The organism is Flavobacterium sp. CHNK8 (assembly GCF_019774515.1).
Classification (GTDB): domain Bacteria; phylum Bacteroidota; class Bacteroidia; order Flavobacteriales; family Flavobacteriaceae; genus Flavobacterium; species Flavobacterium tiangeerense.
This window is the reverse complement of record NZ_CP081492.1, coordinates 345088-362758: the sequence shown is the minus strand read 5'-3', so window position 1 is coordinate 362758 and position 17671 is coordinate 345088. Positions and strand designations below refer to the sequence as shown.

Annotated in this window: 14 protein-coding genes, 1 tRNA gene and 1 pseudogene; 4 read left to right on the top strand and 12 right to left on the bottom strand. The window is 34.5% G+C overall.

What is annotated here, in order from left to right; translation table 11 throughout:
* Nucleotides 1–120: 120 nt before the first annotated feature.
* Entirely contained in the window at nt 121–534 is a 414-nt protein-coding gene (gene mscL / locus K5V07_RS01435) for a large conductance mechanosensitive channel protein MscL (RefSeq protein ID WP_221916057.1), read from the bottom strand.
* Between the two features lie 90 nt (nt 535–624).
* Nucleotides 625–3069, bottom strand: a complete 2445-nt coding sequence (locus tag K5V07_RS01430; RefSeq protein ID WP_221916056.1) for a bifunctional UDP-N-acetylmuramoyl-tripeptide:D-alanyl-D-alanine ligase/alanine racemase — start codon at nt 3067–3069, stop codon at nt 625–627.
* A 181-nt stretch (nt 3070–3250) separates the two neighbouring features.
* Here K5V07_RS01430 and K5V07_RS01425 point away from each other — a divergent pair, with 181 nt between their 5' ends.
* Nucleotides 3251–3856: a hypothetical protein gene (locus K5V07_RS01425; protein WP_221916055.1), complete on the top strand. Its 606-nt coding sequence runs from the start codon at nt 3251–3253 to the stop codon at nt 3854–3856.
* On the opposite strand, the gene K5V07_RS01420 is transcribed toward K5V07_RS01425, so the two are convergent.
* From K5V07_RS01420 to K5V07_RS01395, 7 genes and pseudogenes are all read right to left on the bottom strand, one after another.
* The gene (locus K5V07_RS01420; RefSeq protein ID WP_221916054.1) at nt 3851–4573 is read right to left on the bottom strand and encodes a porin family protein; all 723 of its coding nucleotides are present in this window, start codon (nt 4571–4573) and stop codon (nt 3851–3853) included. The genes K5V07_RS01425 and K5V07_RS01420 overlap by 6 nt on opposite strands.
* A gap of 443 nt (nt 4574–5016) precedes the next feature.
* Nucleotides 5017–6759, bottom strand: a complete 1743-nt coding sequence (locus tag K5V07_RS01415; RefSeq protein WP_221916053.1) for an alkaline phosphatase — start codon at nt 6757–6759, stop codon at nt 5017–5019.
* A 191-nt stretch (nt 6760–6950) separates the two neighbouring features.
* Nucleotides 6951–7028 (bottom strand): annotated as a pseudogene (locus K5V07_RS14930) (succinate dehydrogenase/fumarate reductase iron-sulfur subunit); the annotation flags it as partial.
* Nucleotides 7029–7154: 126 nt separating this feature from the next.
* A tRNA-Ser gene (locus tag K5V07_RS01410) sits at nt 7155–7241 on the bottom strand.
* A 55-nt stretch (nt 7242–7296) separates the two neighbouring features.
* Complete coding sequence (locus K5V07_RS01405) at nt 7297–8328, bottom strand: asparaginase (protein ID WP_221916052.1); 1032 nt, start codon at nt 8326–8328, stop codon at nt 7297–7299.
* Entirely contained in the window at nt 8315–9451 is a 1137-nt protein-coding gene (locus K5V07_RS01400; protein WP_221916051.1) for a 1-acyl-sn-glycerol-3-phosphate acyltransferase, read from the bottom strand. Before K5V07_RS01400 ends, K5V07_RS01405 begins: the two co-directional genes overlap by 14 nt.
* 65 nt (nt 9452–9516) lie before the next feature.
* Complete coding sequence (locus tag K5V07_RS01395) at nt 9517–10284, bottom strand: TatD family hydrolase (protein WP_221918121.1); 768 nt, start codon at nt 10282–10284, stop codon at nt 9517–9519.
* A 144-nt stretch (nt 10285–10428) separates the two neighbouring features.
* Between K5V07_RS01395 and K5V07_RS01390 the strand changes: the two genes are divergently transcribed.
* Nucleotides 10429–10869 (top strand): retropepsin-like aspartic protease, encoded by a 441-nt coding sequence (locus K5V07_RS01390; RefSeq protein WP_221916050.1) that lies wholly within the window; start codon nt 10429–10431, stop codon nt 10867–10869.
* Nucleotides 10870–10926: 57 nt separating this feature from the next.
* Nucleotides 10927–12438 (top strand): T9SS type A sorting domain-containing protein, encoded by a 1512-nt coding sequence (locus K5V07_RS01385; RefSeq protein WP_221916049.1) that lies wholly within the window; start codon nt 10927–10929, stop codon nt 12436–12438.
* A gap of 79 nt (nt 12439–12517) precedes the next feature.
* Here K5V07_RS01385 and odhB read toward each other — a convergent pair whose 3' ends face one another.
* Together odhB and K5V07_RS01375 are read right to left on the bottom strand one after the other, a co-directional pair.
* Entirely contained in the window at nt 12518–13753 is a 1236-nt protein-coding gene (gene odhB, locus K5V07_RS01380) for a 2-oxoglutarate dehydrogenase complex dihydrolipoyllysine-residue succinyltransferase (RefSeq protein ID WP_144891167.1), read from the bottom strand.
* 83 nt (nt 13754–13836) lie between these two features.
* On the bottom strand, nt 13837–16608 hold the full coding sequence (locus K5V07_RS01375) for a 2-oxoglutarate dehydrogenase E1 component (RefSeq protein ID WP_144891165.1): 2772 nt from the start codon (nt 16606–16608) through the stop codon (nt 13837–13839).
* Between the two features lie 125 nt (nt 16609–16733).
* Between K5V07_RS01375 and K5V07_RS01370 the strand changes: the two genes are divergently transcribed.
* Complete coding sequence (locus K5V07_RS01370) at nt 16734–17270, top strand: hypothetical protein (RefSeq protein ID WP_221916048.1); 537 nt, start codon at nt 16734–16736, stop codon at nt 17268–17270.
* A 32-nt stretch (nt 17271–17302) separates the two neighbouring features.
* On the opposite strand, the gene K5V07_RS01365 is transcribed toward K5V07_RS01370, so the two are convergent.
* Nucleotides 17303–17656 (bottom strand): hypothetical protein, encoded by a 354-nt coding sequence (locus K5V07_RS01365; protein ID WP_221918120.1) that lies wholly within the window; start codon nt 17654–17656, stop codon nt 17303–17305.
* Nucleotides 17657–17671: the final 15 nt, after the last annotated feature.

The window sequence follows — 17671 nt, the reverse complement described above, 5'->3', positions numbered from 1 at the left end:
TTTTTATTAATTGAGCTCTATTTGGTTTATACCAAAACTTAGATACAGAATGAAATATACACAAAGAAAAACCGCCACAATTACGTGGCGGTTTAGTTAGAATATATAATGTAGCGGAAATTACTTTTTTAATAAATCTCTAATTTGAGTTAACAACTCTTCTTGAGTAGGACCAGCAGGAGCAGCTACAACTTCTTCTTTCTTTTTAGCTTTTTCAGCAGCTCTTAACACTACAAAAATAAAGAAAGCAATAATTATAAAATTGATGATTGCTTGTACTAAATTACCATAAGTAATTACGGCAGCACCAGCAGCTTTTGCAGCAGCTAAATCTGGGTATGAATTCCCGTTTAAAGCTACAAATTTCTGAGTAAAATCTATTCCACCTGTTACTAAACCTACAATAGGCATAATTACGTCATCAACAGCAGATCCTACAATTTTACCAAAAGCACCACCCATTACTACAGCAGTAGCAAGACTTAGTACATCACCTTTCATCAAAGAAGCTTTGAAATCACTAAAAAATCCCATAATAATTTAAATTTAAGTTAATATTTGTTTGTGAGTACGAACTTAAATAAATTTTTAATGCAAATAAGCAAAAAATTAACAAAATTATAACTATTCTCTATAAAAGACACGTTTTACCCGTTGAGATACATTCGTTAATATTTCATACGGTATCGTATTGAGTTTTTCTGCAATTTCATTCACTCGGAGCTGCTCTCCAAAAAGCACCACAACATCTCCTTCTTTACAATCAATTCCAGTCACATCAACCATCAACATATCCATGCACACACTACCCACAATGGCCGCTTTAGTATTGCGCACTAGTACATGACCTACACCATTGCCCAATCCTCGTGAAATTCCATCTGCGTAGCCAATAGGTATCGTGGCAATTACCGTGTCTTTTGAAGCAACAAATCGCCTGCCATACCCTACGCTTTCTCCTGTTTTAATAATACGTAATTGTGAAATTATCGATTTAAGTGTCCCTACATTTTCAAGTTTAAGTTGTTCGTCACTATCATTTGAAACTCCATACAAACCAATTCCTAACCGAACCATGTCATATTGAGAATCCATAAAATTACTAATTCCAGATGTGTTCAAGATGTGTCGCAATGGAACATTCGGCAATTGAGCCATCAGTTTTGAAGATAGTTGCTCAAAAAGTGTTATTTGTGATCGAGCAAAATCATGCTGAGAAGGATCATCACTGGTTGCTAAATGTGATAAAATACTTTTGACTTGCACTGTTTTGTTTCCTTGCAAAGCCAAAATCAATTCGTCTATTGTAGCCGCTTCAAAACCCAATCGATGCATTCCAGTATCCATCTTAATATGAATGGGGAAATTCTCCAATCCCTTTTGTTTAGCAATTTTTAAAAAGGCGTAAAGACCTTTTAAACTGTATATCTCCGGTTCTAATTTATGTTTAATAATCGCTGAAAAACTGGTGCTTTCTGGATTAAGAACCATAATAGGAACTTTAATGCCGCCTTTTTTCAATGCTATTCCCTCATCGGCAAAGGCCACACCTAGGTAGTTTACTTTATTAAATTCTAACAATTTTGCAATTTCAAGACCGCCATTACCATATCCAAAAGCCTTGACCATTACCATAATTTTTACATTTGGCTTAAGCTTAGCTTTGAAAAAATTTAGGTTGTGCGTGATGGCGTTCAAATTGATTTCTAAAACAGTTTCATGTGTTTTCTCCTCGAGTAAATACACTATTTCTTCAAATTGAAATACTCTAGCTCCTTTTATTAAAATGGTTTCATTATAAAAATCTAGTTGTGCTATATCGGCAATAAACTCGGCTGTAGTTTTGTAAAAAAGAGCATTGGTAAACTTATATTGAAATCTACTAATAGTTTCACCAATAGCGATTACCCGATCAATATTATTGACTTTGATGAGATGCGAAACTTTATCATACAACTCCTCAAGAGACAAACCGCTTTGAAAAATATCCGATAAAATCAAAGTCTTTTTCTTAGACTGTTTTTGATTTTCTAAAAAGTCCAATGCAATTTTTAACGACTGAAAATCACTACTATAACTATCATCAATAATATTGCAGTTGTTGATACCATTTTTTAATTTCAATCGCATTTCAACAGGATATAATTGTGCTGTACGCTCCTGAATAGTATTGACCTCAACATGTAAAAACAACAAAACTAAAATACAAGAAATGGCATTTTCAATTGAAGCTTCATCAAAAAAAGGAATTTTGACATCAAAAACCACTTCTCCGTAATGAATGTGTAAAATAGTATTGGAATCCTTCACTTCTTTAGTAACAAGTACGGTTGCTAAGGGGTCTGAAAAACTCCAAGAGAATCTTTGTAAGTCTGGCTGTAAGTGCTCTTCAACAGTTTCTTTTTTATTATAAATTAGTACATCAGCATTTTGAAACAACAATAGTTTCTCTTTAATTTTTTCAGTTGTATTGGTAAATCCTTCGTCATGTGCAGTACCTATATTGGTGAGCACTCCTATGGTAGGCTTGATGATTTTTTCTAAATTTTTCATTTCGCCACGAGTTGAAATACCTGCCTCAAAAATACCTAAATTGTGCTTTTCATTGATTGCCATTACAGACAAAGGCACGCCAACTTGTGAGTTATAACTTTTTGGACTGCGAATAATATTATAATCTGGGGCCAATAAAAAATTGAGCCATTCTTTAACAATAGTCTTTCCGTTGCTACCGGTTAACCCAATAACTGGAATTTGAAAAAGCGCTCTGTAATATGCTGCAAATTCTTGCAAGGCCGTCATCGTATTAGAAACAACATAAAAATTAGCTTTTCCTTCGCAGTCTTTTGGGATAAAAGTGACTACAAAGTTTTGAACTCCCGATACAATAAGATCATCTATGTAGTCATGCGCGTCATGCTGCACGCCAACCAAAGCAAAAAAAAGCGTTTGAACTCCGTTTTGTAACGATCGACTATCAATAGAAACCGCATCTAAGTCATCATTATCAAAATCGCCATGACGCACGGATTGAATTGTTTGCAAACTTGCTAGAATTTTTTGACTCATAGTTCTCCTTATTATCTTGCTTAAAATTGCAATTAAGCATTAATTTTTATCAAAAATACACAAAAATAATACGCTCTTTCTAGGATAAAGCTTCTAGAATTCAAAAAACAAGAAACAAAAGAAAAAGGGTGTTTTTTACACTTATAAGATTCATTATATTTGTTTTCAAAAAAAAATTGTCTTGAAAAAAATTCTTCCTATTTTATCTTATATCTTTCACCCTGTTTTTATACCAACTATAGCAGCTTTACTATATATGTGGTATAGTGGAAACACGTTTCAATTTCAAGAAAAATTATTTGTGCTTTTTCAAGTGGCTTTATTAACCTTGTGTATTCCTATTTTGGGATTTTTTATCCTAAAGGTTTCTGGACAAATTGACTCTGTAATGGTTTATAAAATTGCACAACGAAAGATTCCGTTATTATTGCATTGTTTTTTAATTATTTTGCTAGTCAAAAACACAATCGTGATTAATCGTTATCCTGAATTGCATTTCTTTTTAATTGGCGGGCTTTTTAGTAGTTTAATGGCATTACTCTTGCTCTTTATGAACATTAAAGCAAGCTTACACCTACTAAGCATAAGCTCTTTGACTGTTTTTATTATAGGTTTAAGTATGCATTTGCAATTGCAAAATACAATTACCGTTGCATTACTCATTTTATTGAACGGACTTATAGCATCGTCCCGATTGGTAATGAACGCGCACACCTATAAAGAACTCGTTATTGGTTTTGCATTAGGCGCTGTACCGCAATTGTTTTTATTGTTTTTGTGGTTATAAAATATAAAATATAACTCCCAAATTAAACGCTCTCATGTTTACAGAAGCACCATTTAATGTTGCTTTTTGAAACAAAGGATTTAAACCATAATACATATATAAATTTACAGTATTGTAGCCTGCAGCAAGATACGTCCCGTACTGAAGTGCATTAAAATCAGTATTGTTTTGAACTACAATACGCTCTTGACTTCCGTTAAAAAGGGAACGATCATACAACAAATAACTAAATTTTAAACCTGTATAAATGCGCCAAAATTTATGACTTTCATAATTTGATGTACGCCATCTTAATTCTATGGGCACATCCACTGACAGTTGAGAAAACTTGTTTTTATCAACACTTACATCGGCAGGAATGAGTTGATAATCCACAACACCATTTTGCTCCTTCACTATAAGATTTTGATTGAAATTGTTATATGTAAATCCTAGTCCTGTGGCTATGGCCCAAGTTCTATTAGCATTAACAGGCATGTCTCTTAAAAACCCCAACGATACACCCGAAGAAAATTTATTTTGAGACACTCCTGTAGGTGTGTTTACCAATGAGTTATATGTAACAGCAAAATAAAACTGATCTTCTCTGTATAACGAATCTACCTTAACAATTGCCTTTTCCTCAAGAGCTTGATTCTCTTGACCAAAAGCAGACATACTAATAAAAATACATCCCACAAGAAAGCTGTTTCTATATTTTTTTAGAAATTTTATCATTCTATCCTACTTAATTTAATGGATTATACATTTTAGATTGCACTAGAACATTATTAACAAAGATAGTATTTCCTAGGTATGAAGAACACAATTGTTGCTGTTTAAAATAATTTGCAACATATTCTCGTTGCAACTCTATTGCTTGTAAATAAACACCTAAGTTTACATTTGATACTGTAAATTTAAATATTGTAAATCTAAAATGTTGCTTGGTAAATGACTGATCGCAAATTTAGTGAGTCGCGTTGCAAACGTTATGGCTTTTTTATAGGTATGTAGGCAATAGTTGAAAACGAGAACAGGTGGGAAGTATTTGTAAACTACATAGAATTTTTTTTGAGAAAAAATGATAATCAGAAAATAACCTTCAATAAAAAAAGCCATAAACAATTTTATTTAAAAAATTATTTATGGCTTATAAGGAAAGAGAAAAATAGAACTTCTTAACTCTTAGTAATCGTTTTTTCTAAATTTACGGTTGCACCTTCCACAAAAACGCTAGTTGCAAAAAACCATTCCGCTTTTACATCTGATGCAGAGAAGGTAGCTTTCAAATACCCTCTTTTTGACAAATTAGAATATTCTAAATCATCAATTAATAAATTTAAAGCCTGTTCAAATTGTGCTAATTGAGTTCCACCTAATCCCAAATAAGTTTCTAAACCTGGAGAAGTAACAGATGAAGTTGCTAGTTCTAAACCTACCGCTTTATTTGATGACGATTTTAATTCCCCTTGCCATGCATTGTGCGTATCTCCTGCTAATGTAACCATCTTTTTTCCGTTCAAAAGAGCAAATAACTTTTCTCTTTCTACCGGATAACCATCCCAAGCATCTAAATTATAGGGTAAAACAGTAGACAATCGTAATTTATCAGCTGCACTTACGGTAGGGTCATTAGCTAATATTCTTGATTTTATGGTCACTAAACCTCCTACTGATGTTTGAAACGCTTGCAAAGTAGCTGGTTGCGCGCTTCCCAGCGCATCAATTTCGCCATTAATTTGAGCCATTAGCATTAAAAGTTCTGACGGAAGCATCATTTTAGTCATTAAAACCTGTTGACCAAGAACCTGCCATTTTGAAGTACTCGATGCAATTTTAGATCCCAACCATCCTAGTTGTTCCGTACCCAAAAGCTGTCTACTTGGATTTAACAAATCAGTTTGAAAAGCTGTTGCATTAAATGAACCGTTAGAAGAAAAGTAAGTAGCATATTCTAATTGCTTATCTCGTGCAATAACACGAGTGTCTAGCATATACAAAGAGAGTAAATTTCCAAAATGGAAATCTCTATATATTCGGCTATCATTTCCTGTTTTAAGCGGAATATACTCGCTGTAAGCTTTTAGAGCTGCTAATTTTCTTGCTGAGAAGTCTCCTTCGTTTGGTTGATGATTTTGTGCTCCATCCTTATAGGTGTCATTGGTGATTTCGTGATCATCCCAAACCGCAATAAAAGGTTTCTTTTGATGTGCTAATTTTAACTTTTCATCTTTTCTATATTGCTTATAACGTGCTCTATAATCATCTAAAGTGATAATTTCTTTAGCAGGAACATGCGTTCTACCTAAACTACTTGTATATTGATTTGTACCATATTCACCAGCACCATATTCATAAATATAATCCCCTAAATGCACAATTACATCAACATCTGATTTTGCCATAGCTTCGTAAACATTAAAAAGTCCAGCCGCAAAATTAGCACAGGAACAAACTGCCATTCTTACCTGCGAAATAGTATCAGATGAGGAAGGCAAAGTAATCGTTTCCCCTATTACCGAAACTTCTTTGGTCATCACGTTATAAAATCTATAATAAAAAGATTTATTCGAAGGCAATCCTTGCACATCAACAGCTATTGTAAAATCTCGAGTTTCATCTGTTACTACCTTTCCTTGTCGTAAAACTTGACTAAATTTAGCATCAGTACTGATTTCCCAAGATAAATTAACGCTTCCACTTTTACTGGCAGTGTATCGAGTCCAAAGAATAATACTCGTAGCTGTTGGGTCAAAACTGGCAACCCCTTCATTAAAATTAGATAGTTTTAAATCAGTCGGTGCTTGATTGATTGGTTCATCATCTTTTGAACAACTAATAAAATTGGGAGCTAATAAAACTCCTCCTGAAAACAACAAAGAGTTTTTAAGAAAAGCACGACGGCTAAAATTGGATTTCATGGTGTAGTTTTGTAAATTTTAACAAATATACCGATGCTATGCAAGCATAGTATTTACTAATCTTTAACAATATATTACCAATAGTTGACGCTAATGTTACCAACATTAACAAAATATAAATTAATTAAAACATCTTTTAAGAAAAGTTCGTCCAAATAAATGAATTCATTTTTTATATAAACTTCGCCTAGTTATCCCAAACTCGCTGATAAATATTCTCTGTTCATAAAAGCTATATTCTCTAATGAAATTCCTTTTGGATATTCTATCCTATCAAATTAAAAAATAAACCGTAGCATTGGCGCTAGCTTAAGATAGCCATGAAATGCAACCCATTTAAGTTATATAAGCTTTAAAACAAAAAATGCTCCCCTTGCGGAAAGCATTTTTTTTTGCAGAGAGGAAGGGATTCGAACCCTCGATACAGTTACCCATATACTAGCTTTCCAGGCTAGCTCCTTCAACCACTCGGACACCTCTCTAATTAGGTTTGCAAATAACTTAAAAAAAACTGACTTTGAAAAGCAAAATCTAACTTTAAATCATTTCGCCACGCAATGGTGTTTCAAAAAAATCTTTAAAATCCTTGTTAGCAATATTTTGACCTAATACATACATGAGTTTTGTAATTGCAGCCTCGGTGGTGATGTCTTTGCCTGAAATCACTCCTATTTCTTTCATTCCTGTGCTGGTTTCATAATGTCCCATACTTACACTTCCGCCAGAACACTGTGTTACATTCACAATATGCAATCCTGCTTTGATTGCTTTTTGTAATAAATCAAGAAACCAACTTTCTGTAGGTGCGTTTCCTGATCCATAGGTTTCTAGAACAATTCCTTTTAAGTTTGGGATATCAAAAATAGCCGCTAAAACAGCCTCACTTATACCCGGAAACATTTTTATAATGGCAACATTATTATCTAACTTCTTATGTACTTGAAATGATTTAGTAGTGCTTTTAGGCAAAAACATTTCAGGATTTATTTTCAAATGCACGCCAGACTCTACCAGCTCAGGATAATTAGGAGAGGTAAAAGCTTTAAAATGTTCGGCATTTATCTTTGTGGTGCGGTTTCCTCTGTACAACTTGTACTCAAAATAAAGGCAAACCTCTTGTATCAAAGGACCGTTTTCATCTCGTAACGACGCTATTTGTATGGCAGTAATTAAATTTTCTTTGGCATCAGTGCGCAAATCACCTATTGGCAATTGAGAGCCTGTAAAAATTACAGGTTTATCTAAATTTTCGAGCATAAAACTCAATGCCGATGCAGAGTATGACATGGTATCTGATCCATGAAGTACTACAAAACCGTCATAGGTGCTGTAATTTTGCTCAATTAGGGTTGCCATTTTTGACCATTCGGCTGGATTCATGTTTGAGGAATCAATGGGCACCTCAAATGAAACTGTTTCAATATCACAATCTAATTGTTTTAGCTCTGGGATATTTTGCAATAACTTACTAAAATTGAAGGCCTTGAGCGCTCCTGTATCAAAATCCTTGCGCATACCAATGGTTCCGCCGGTATAAATTAAAAGTATTTTAGCTTTATACAATGTCATGGTATTTTAATTTATTGACAACAGGATTAGCATACATGGCTAAAAAACCATCAAGTGCCACAGGGTTATCATGATCTATACGCATTTCTAATCGGCGTTCAAACAATGATTTTTCATTTTCAGTGTACAAGTGCGCGTATCTATCTGTTTTGTTAACAATATCATACGCAATAAAATTAGTGGGCCACAATTTGTAATTACTCAATATCGTATCGTCAATTTCTTGAGCCAGTGCTACAACTTGCTTGTTTGAATTGTCATTATCCGCTTTTATACGATCGATCTCGGCATCCAAAACAGTGCCTACATGAATATGAATTCGTTTCTTTTGACCTAAAGCTCCGCTAAGAATAGTCATGAAATCTTCATTTTTCTCCTTTACATACACTTCATTATTAGCTTCGGCCATTAATTGAGGCATTTTTAAGGCATCAGTAGGATCATATTCATAAGAAATAGAAACAGGAACTATTTTTATTTTCTTAAAATAGTCCATCACATTTTTCTCATCAGATGCCATTCCAATCATTTTTAAAACACCCGGATTTGTCTCGTCATTGCCATCTTTTGTTCTTCCTTCGCGTTGTGCAATCCATACCGAACGATTTTCATGCAAAAGCAAATTACCCATAAACTCAGATAATAATTTAGAGCTTTGCAACATTTCTCTTGGCGTTAATCCCCTTTGCACTAAGAAATTCCTGTTGAGTTTTGCTAATGTTTTTAAAAATGATTTTTTAACTAAATTATCACCTATTGCCGATGCTGTCATTACTAAACCATGTTCAAACAAAGCTGTATTTAGCAAAGTTGTGTCTAATAAAATATCCCTATGATTTGAAATGAACATGTAAGACGTATTAGCCTCTAAGTTTTCAAATCCCGAAGTTGTAATACCGTCAGAGCTTTTCTCTAGCACTCTTTGTACAGATTGATATATAAAATTACATTGAAAATCACGAATAGAATGCGTTTTTTTCAGTTGCTCTTTCCATACCTCATCTGCCACTTCTGGAAATGTAAAATTCATCAATGCCTTCATCATAGGATGATTTACCACATCATGAAGTGCTTCATTTATTTCCGAATCATAAAAGGGCCTAATAGCGTCAAATTTCTGCATTTTGGTTCTCAATTTTTGTGTGGGCAAATGAACAAAAAAAATATTAAAATAAGTTAAAATCTAGTTTAAATCCCAAAAATAGCTTTAGAATTTGCCGTAGTTACCGCCGCTATTTCATTTGCCGAAAGGCCATAAAGTTGAGACAACTTTTCTACAACGTTTACAATATAACTGCTCTCATTCCTTTTTCCTCTATACGGCACGGGTGCTAAATAAGGGGAATCGGTTTCTAGAACAATATGATCAAGGTCAATTTGATTTAAAAACTGATCTATTTTTCCGTTCTTGAAAGTAGCTACACCACCAATTCCTAGTTTCATGTTATACGAGATAGCCTGTAACGCTTGCTCATAGGTTCCTGAAAAACAATGGAAAATACCAAATAATTCGGGAGATTTCTCTTGTTCTAAAATTTCGAATATTTCGTCAAAAGCTTCGCGACAATGAATCACAATAGGGAGTTTGTACTCTTTTGCAAGTTGTATTTGTTTTCTAAAAGCAATTTGTTGCTGTGGCAAATGAGTTTTATCCCAATACAAATCAATCCCTATTTCACCAATAGCATAAAACTTTCGCTTTGAAAGCTCGTCTGCAACATGCTGTAACTCTTGCTCATAATTTTCCTTAACATAAGTAGGATGCAATCCCATCATTAAGAAAATATGATCTGGGTAATTCTGTTCTAAATCATACATAGATTGTGTACAGGTAGAATCTATTGCAGGAATAAAAAAACGCGAAACACCAGCATCAATGGCTCGTTGAATCATTTGGTCTCTATCTTGATCAAAATCTTCGGCATAAAGGTGTGTATGTGTGTCAGTGATGACTATATTTGTTTCCAAGTGTATTTTTTCAGGTTTGAGATGCAAAATTACGATTATTAGACGTAGTTTCCCATACCTATAAACTATCAAGTTGTTAATTTTAATGACTTTATTATCGCAAAATAAAGATTCAAAATCCCAACAGAAACTATGAAAAATTTAGATAAAATTCTCAAGAAAGTAAGCTACAAAAAAATCCCATTCAAGATTATGAAAACACAGCACTTGTTGATAAAAGCCAAAATCAACGGGATAAAAGGGAATTTTATTTTAGATACTGGCGCATCAAACAGCTGCATTGGTTTTGAAAGTGTATCAACATTTCAATTACAACCTAAGAGTTCAGAAACCAAGGCCTCTGGTGCCGGTGCCACAGGCATGGAAACCCAACTGGCTTTGAAAAACAAACTCCAATTAGGTACATGGAAAGACAACCATTTCAACCTCGTAATTTTTGATTTATCACACGTAAATACGGCTTTATTGGCCCACAAAGCCAAACCCGTTCACGGAATAATAGGTGCTGATATCTTGATGAAAGGAAAAGGAATCATTGACTACTTTAACAATTGCTTATATTTGTTAAAATAATGTGTTTAAAAAATTGGATAACTACTTTTTTATAATACTTCTAATACCTACTCAATTATGAAGAAAATTTTACTTTCCTTTTTTTTATTCACGTCGTTGAGTTTTTACGCTCAAGTTGCTAATTTGACTAATTGTGCAGGCACTAAAATTTTTAATTTAACACAAAACTACTCTTTACTGATTGGGAATTTAAACCCTACTCAAACTACAGTAACGTATCATCTTGCAGCCGCAGATGCATTAAGTGGCACCAATACAATCTCTAACCCTACCAGTTTTACCATTGCAGCTGCTCCTAGTAACGGCATAACATCACAAACTATTTATGCAAGAATTAATAACCTTGGCAACATTACCACAAATTATTTTAATTTGATAGTAAACACCGCTCTTATTCCTACTGCGATCATTAAACAAATAGATTGCATAAACAATGGCTCTGTGACCGTTAGTGCAACAGGAGGCACGCCTCCATACACGTATTCTAAAAATGGAAGTGTATTTACACCAAATAATGTTTTTAATAACTTAATTCCAGGCAGCTACTCTTTCGACGTAAAAGATGCCATTGGTTGCTTAAATATAGTTAATACTGTAGTAACAATTGCTCAACCAACTCCTATTGTAATTACCGCTACTAGTACATCCGTAAATTGTAGCGGTAATGCGGATGGCTCTATTACCGTCATTACAGCCGGAGGTACTATACCTTACAAGTATTCATTAAATAACGGACCTAGCCAAGCCAGTACTGTATTTACAGGCTTAACAGTTGGAACACATATTATCACCGTGACAGATTCTAGCAATTGCCTGGCTACTGCAACAGCAACCATAACCGAACCTCTTGCTTTAACAGCCACAACTGTGAGCAGCAATCAATCTGTAATAGTAAATGCATCAGGCGGGGTATCTCCTTATTCATATTCATTAGATAATGGACAGGTTTTCCAAGTTAATAACACTTTTAATAATCTAGTTCCAGGAAATTACGTATTTCTCACGAGAGATAATAATGGCTGTACAACCCAAAATCCAATTGTTATAAATACGCCATCTCCGCTGATAAATGGACAACCCAAATTGACCATAGAATTCAAGGCCGGTCAAACATTGGCCGATCTTGTCGTTAAAGGTCAAAATATTAAATGGTATTTAAATCAGAATCCATTGGCTGGAAAAACAAATAAAACAAGCCAAGTTCCTTTGCCATTAACCACTGTTATTGTGGATGGAACCACCTATTATGCATCACAAACGATAAACGGAATTGAAAGCGTGCAAAGACTAGCGGTAACTGTAAAATCTAGCACGTTGGGTATAGATGAATTGGCATTCAAAAACTTTTCTTTTTATCCAAATCCCGTGAAAAACGTTATTTCAATTTCAAATGATTCCATTATTGATGAAATAACATTTATTTCTATCAAAGGAGAAACAATTTTAACCCAGAAGCCTAATAGTCTGAGTGCTGAAATTGATTTATCTAATTTATCTGCAGGTATTTATTTTTTAAAAGTAACATCAGATGGAGTTAAAGAAACAGTAAAAATTATAAAAACTAAGTAAATAATATACCCCATCAAAAAACCCGACTTGAGTACAAGTCGGGTTTTTCTTTTATTTCGAAAAATTGTATTCTTTGTAATTACAATTCCAATGCTTTTTTAGGATTGTTATCCATCAATAATTCCATTGGGTTTTCTAAAGCTTCTTTTACTGCTACTAAGAAACCAACAGACTCACGACCATCAATAATTCTGTGGTCATAAGAAAGTGCCACATACATCATTGGGTGAATTTCAACTTTACCATTTACAGCAATTGGACGCTCAATAATGTTGTGCATTCCTAGAATCCCTGATTGTGGTGGGTTGATAATTGGAGTTGACAACATAGAACCAAATACACCACCATTAGTGATTGTAAATGTTCCACCAGTCATATCATCTACTGTAATTTGACCATCACGCGCTTTGATTGCTAATCTTTTAATATCAGCTTCAACTCCACGGAAAGTCAAGTTCTCTGCATTACGAACCACAGGAACCATTAATCCTTTTGGTCCAGAAACTGCAATTGAAATATCGCAAAAATCAAAAGCTATTTTATGATCGCCATCCATCATAGAGTTAACGTCTGGATATAATTGTAATGCTCTTGTTACTGCTTTTGTAAAAAATGACATGTAACCTAATCCTACCCCACCATGTTTAGCTTTGAAAGCGTCTTTATATTCATTACGAATCAAGTTGATCGGTGTCATGTTTACTTCATTAAAAGTAGTTAACATGGCTGTTTCGTTTTTAGCGGCAACTAATCTTTCAGCCACTTTACGACGCAACATAGACAACTTTGTACGCTCTGTACCTCTAGATCCTCCAGTAGGAGTTCCCATTGATGGCACTGCATTTACAGCATCTTCTTTTGTAATTCTTCCGCCTTTACCTGTACCAGAGACAGTGGTTGGCGCTATATTTTTTTCGTCTAATATTTTTCTTGCTGCTGGAGATGCATGTCCTTCAGCTGCTGATGGTGGTGTTTGTGCCACTGGTGCCGCTTTTGGAGCTACAGTTTCTACAACTGCTTTTGGTCCCGAAGTCTCGGGATCAACTGCTGCCGCTGGTGCATCGCCTGATGGTTTTGCAGCACTTGTATCAATCAAACAAACTACTGCTCCTACTGCTACAGCATCACCTTCTTCTGCTTTTAATGTAATGATTCCGCTAGCTTCAGCTGGCAATTCAAGTGTTGCTTTGTCTGAATCAACTTCAGCAATTGCTTGATCTTTTTCTACATAATCTCCATCTTTTACTAACCAAGTTGCAATTTCAACTTCTTTTATAGATTCCCCTGGCGAAGGGACTTTCATTTCTAAAATCATCTTTGTTATTGTTTAAGGTGTGAATTGTTTAAAGTTCAAAGTCACCCAAAAGTAGCTTTAAACCTTAAACTTTAAACTATTTTTTATCTAAATAAATTTTTGTCAAATACCATTCTAATTGCATCAGCGTGACGTCTTTTTGCTCTAGTGTAACTTCCTGCTGCTGGTGCTGCATAGGCTTTTAGAGATGCTAATCTCCATTTTACCAAATCAAAGTTCATCAACATATAGCTATAAGCGCCCATGTTTTTTGGCTCTTCTTGCGCCCAAACATAATCATCTGCATTTGGATACTGTGCAATTATCGCTTTAAGTTGTTCAACCGGTAGTGGAAACAATTGCTCCACACGAACTACTGCAACGTCATTACGACCGTTGTTGGTTCTTTCGGCTACAATATCATAGTAAAATTTACCCGTACAGAATACTAGGGTTTTTACCTCTGCTTTGTTTACTGTAGCGTCATCTATAGTTTCTTGAAATTCTCCATTGGCTAATTCCTCAACTGTAGAAACACATCTTGGATCACGCAATAAACTTTTTGGTGAAAACACAACTAGCGGCTTACGGAAATTGGTTTTCATTTGTCTTCTCAACAAGTGAAAAAAGTTGGCTGGCGTAGTACAATCGGCAACGTACATGTTGTGACGTGCACAAAGTTGTAAATATCGTTCCATTCTTGCCGATGAGTGCTCTGCTCCTTGTCCTTCATACCCATGAGGCAACAATAAAACAATACCGTTCTGGTTGTTCCATTTGTCTTCGCCACATGAAATGTATTGGTCAATCATGATTTGAGCTCCATTGGAGAAATCCCCAAATTGTGCTTCCCAAATGGTAAGTGCATTTGGATTTGCTAGTGCATACCCGTAATCAAAACCAAGTACGCCGTACTCTGAAAGTAATGAATTGAAAATACGGAATTTTCCTTTTTTGTTTTGGATGTGATCCAATAATACTACTTCTTCCTCTGAGTCCTCAACTTTTACTACTGCGTGACGGTGTGAAAAAGTACCACGCTCAACATCTTGTCCTGAAATTCGAACATCATAACCTTCTGTCAATAATGATCCATAAGCAAGTGTTTCTGCAGTTCCCCAGTCAATAGTATTGTTATCATAGACTGTTTTTCTATCGGTAACAATTTTTGTGATTTTATTAAGGAATTTCTTGTCTGTTGGTAAACTTGATACGGTTGAAATAATAGAATCTAAAGTTGCTTTATCAACCTTGGTATCTACTTTTTGAAGCATCACATCATTTGACACTTGCTTGAATCCATCCCATTCGTTTTGCATGAACGGAGTGATGATTGTTAAATCTTTTTTACGGGAAGCCTCTAAGTTTTGATCCAGATCGTCTTTGTATTCTTTCTCTAAAGTTTTAACTAAATCAGCGTTTATAACCCCTTCAGAAAGTAACTTTTCAGTATACAAATCTCTTGGGTTTTTGTGCTTTGCAATAATTTTATATAAAACGGGTTGTGTAAAACGAGGTTCGTCACCTTCATTATGACCGTATTTTCTATATCCTAATAAATCAATAAATACATCACACCCAAATTGCATACGGAAATCTAATGCAAACTGCATAGCGTGTACTACAGACTCTGCATCATCAGCATTTACATGCAATACTGGTGAGAGTGTAACCTTTGCAACATCGGTACAATATGTAGAAGATCGTGCATCAAGGTAGTTTGTTGTAAAACCTACTTGGTTGTTTATCACAATATGAATGGTTCCGCCTGTTTTATAACCATCCAGTTGCGCCATTTGAACAATTTCATACAAAATTCCTTGTCCTGCAATGGCAGCATCACCATGAACTGCAATGGGCAAAACTTTAGAGAAATCGTCTGGGAAATATTTATCTTGTTTGGCACGTGTAATACCTTCAATAACTGCTCCTACCGTCTCAAGGTGCGAAGGATTTGGCGCCAAATTAATGTTTATTTTTTTGCCAGTACTTGTTACTTTATCAGCCGTTAAACCTAAATGGTATTTTACATCTCCATCAAAATACTCCTGATCATAATCTTTACCATCAAATTCACCAAAAATATCTTGGGTTGATTTACCAAAAATATTAGCCAAAACATTAAGACGACCACGGTGGGCCATCCCCATTACAAATTGCTCTACACCTTTCTCTGCTGCTTTCTCAATAAGCGCATCAAGTGCTGGTATGATTGACTCACCACCTTCTAATGAAAAACGTTTTTGACCCACATATTTGGTATGCAAAAAGTTTTCAAAAGACACTGCTTGATTCAGTTTATTTAAAATTGCTTTTTTCTCATCGTTAGAAAACTTAGGTTGATTGTCATTTACCCCAAGTTTTTTCTGGATCCACTCTACCACTTCAGGTTTACGAATATACATATACTCAATACCGATGTGCTGACAATATATTGTATCTAAATGTGTAATAATTTCTTGAAGTGTACACGGTTGAATATTTATCGCTTTTGCAGCATCAAAAACAGTATTCAAATCTGATGATGACAAACCAAAATTAACAATATCAAGTGTAGGAGATACGGTACGTCTTGCTCTAACAGGATTTGTTTTTGTAAACAAATGTCCTCTTGTACGATACCCATCGATTAGCTTAAGAACATTAAATTCTTTTTGGAGTTTATCAGAAACCAGACTTACATCAGTATTGGTCGAGGCAAAATTTGCCAATTGTGCTACTGGATTTTCCTCATTGTAAGTCGTCATCCCAAAGTCAAAACCTTGAAAAAAACTTCTCCAACTTGGCTCCACGCTATCTGGATTCTCTAAATATTGATCGTATAACTGTGCAAAAAATTCGGTGTGTGCTGCGTTTAAAAATGAAAACCTATCCATAATATGTAGTGAATATACTTTTTTGTTAAAATAGTTTGGCAAAAGTACGATAATACAATAAATTTATAATTTATTTTAAGATACTTTTACATTGAATATTGTTAAAAAACTAAAAACTTATAGCTATGAAATGTTTTTTCAATCGTTTTAGAAACCTTTTTGTATTATTTGCCTTGTTTTTTTTAAATGAAGTGAAGGCACAGCAAGACAATACATCTACTCCAAAAGAGCAACAATTTTGGGATAAAGTACAATTTGGCGGCGGCATAGGTCTTGGTTTTGGGTCTGGGTATACAGATATTTCTTTGGCACCCAGCGCCATTTATAATGTAAATGAATATGGATCTATAGGACTTGGTTTGCAATACAAATACTTAAAACAACAAAACAGTTTTGCCTCACACTTGTATGGTGGGAGTGTTATTGGACTCTTAAATCCATTACCGCAAATTCAATTATCGGCAGAATTAGAACAACTCAGAGTAAACGTTAATTTAGAAGGATCTAACAGCAATTCTCAAAGTTTCTGGAACACGGGTCTATTCTTGGGAGCGGGTTATCGCTCTGGATTTGCAACTATTGGAGTTCGGTATAATGTGCTAGGCGATGAAAACAATATTTATGGAAGCCGTTTCACACCTTTTGTGAGGTTGTATTTTTAGTTTGAATTTGCTAAAAAAGCTGCTTCGAAAGCTTATTTGTATTTGTTTTTAAACCATACTTTTTGCCATTCTCTTTTTAGAATTAAGAAAGCAACTTGTTCTGCTAGCATTACCAAATCAGATCCGTCAAGTTTTTTAATTTCATCTTCAGAGACATCAATGATGTAAAGTAAATTGAGGTATTCAGCAAACTTGTATTGAATGAGTCGGTAGATTTTTTCATGCAATTCCAGCTTTAATTCATTAGGAGAAATACTCAAAGGAAAATCAACCGCTTCATTCGCTAAATTGAAATCCTTATTAATTTGTTCAATTAACTTTAAATACAAACTATCTCCTTCTGCTTCAGAAAGTAGTAAATCGGTGTTTTTAGGCGCTACAAACATATATTTAAAAATTTC

Bases quoted from the DNA above. Each gene is read 5' to 3' on its own strand.
- mscL (WP_221916057.1), bottom strand. From the start codon at position 534: ATGGGATTTTTTAGTGATTTCAAAGCTTCTTTGATGAAAGGTGATGTA.
- K5V07_RS01430 (WP_221916056.1), bottom strand. From the start codon at position 3,069: ATGAGTCAAAAAATTCTAGCAAGTTTGCAAACAATTCAATCCGTGCGT.
- K5V07_RS01420 (WP_221916054.1), bottom strand. From the start codon at position 4,573: ATGATAAAATTTCTAAAAAAATATAGAAACAGCTTTCTTGTGGGATGT.
- K5V07_RS01415 (WP_221916053.1), bottom strand. From the start codon at position 6,759: ATGAAATCCAATTTTAGCCGTCGTGCTTTTCTTAAAAACTCTTTGTTG.
- K5V07_RS01405 (WP_221916052.1), bottom strand. From the start codon at position 8,328: ATGACATTGTATAAAGCTAAAATACTTTTAATTTATACCGGCGGAACC.
- K5V07_RS01400 (WP_221916051.1), bottom strand. From the start codon at position 9,451: ATGCAGAAATTTGACGCTATTAGGCCCTTTTATGATTCGGAAATAAAT.
- K5V07_RS01390 (WP_221916050.1), top strand. From the start codon at position 10,429: ATGAAAAATTTAGATAAAATTCTCAAGAAAGTAAGCTACAAAAAAATC.
- K5V07_RS01385 (WP_221916049.1), top strand. From the start codon at position 10,927: ATGAAGAAAATTTTACTTTCCTTTTTTTTATTCACGTCGTTGAGTTTT.
- odhB (WP_144891167.1), bottom strand. From the start codon at position 13,753: ATGATTTTAGAAATGAAAGTCCCTTCGCCAGGGGAATCTATAAAAGAA.
- K5V07_RS01375 (WP_144891165.1), bottom strand. From the start codon at position 16,608: ATGGATAGGTTTTCATTTTTAAACGCAGCACACACCGAATTTTTTGCA.
- K5V07_RS01370 (WP_221916048.1), top strand. From the start codon at position 16,734: ATGAAATGTTTTTTCAATCGTTTTAGAAACCTTTTTGTATTATTTGCC.
- K5V07_RS01365 (WP_221918120.1), bottom strand. From the start codon at position 17,656: ATGTTTGTAGCGCCTAAAAACACCGATTTACTACTTTCTGAAGCAGAA.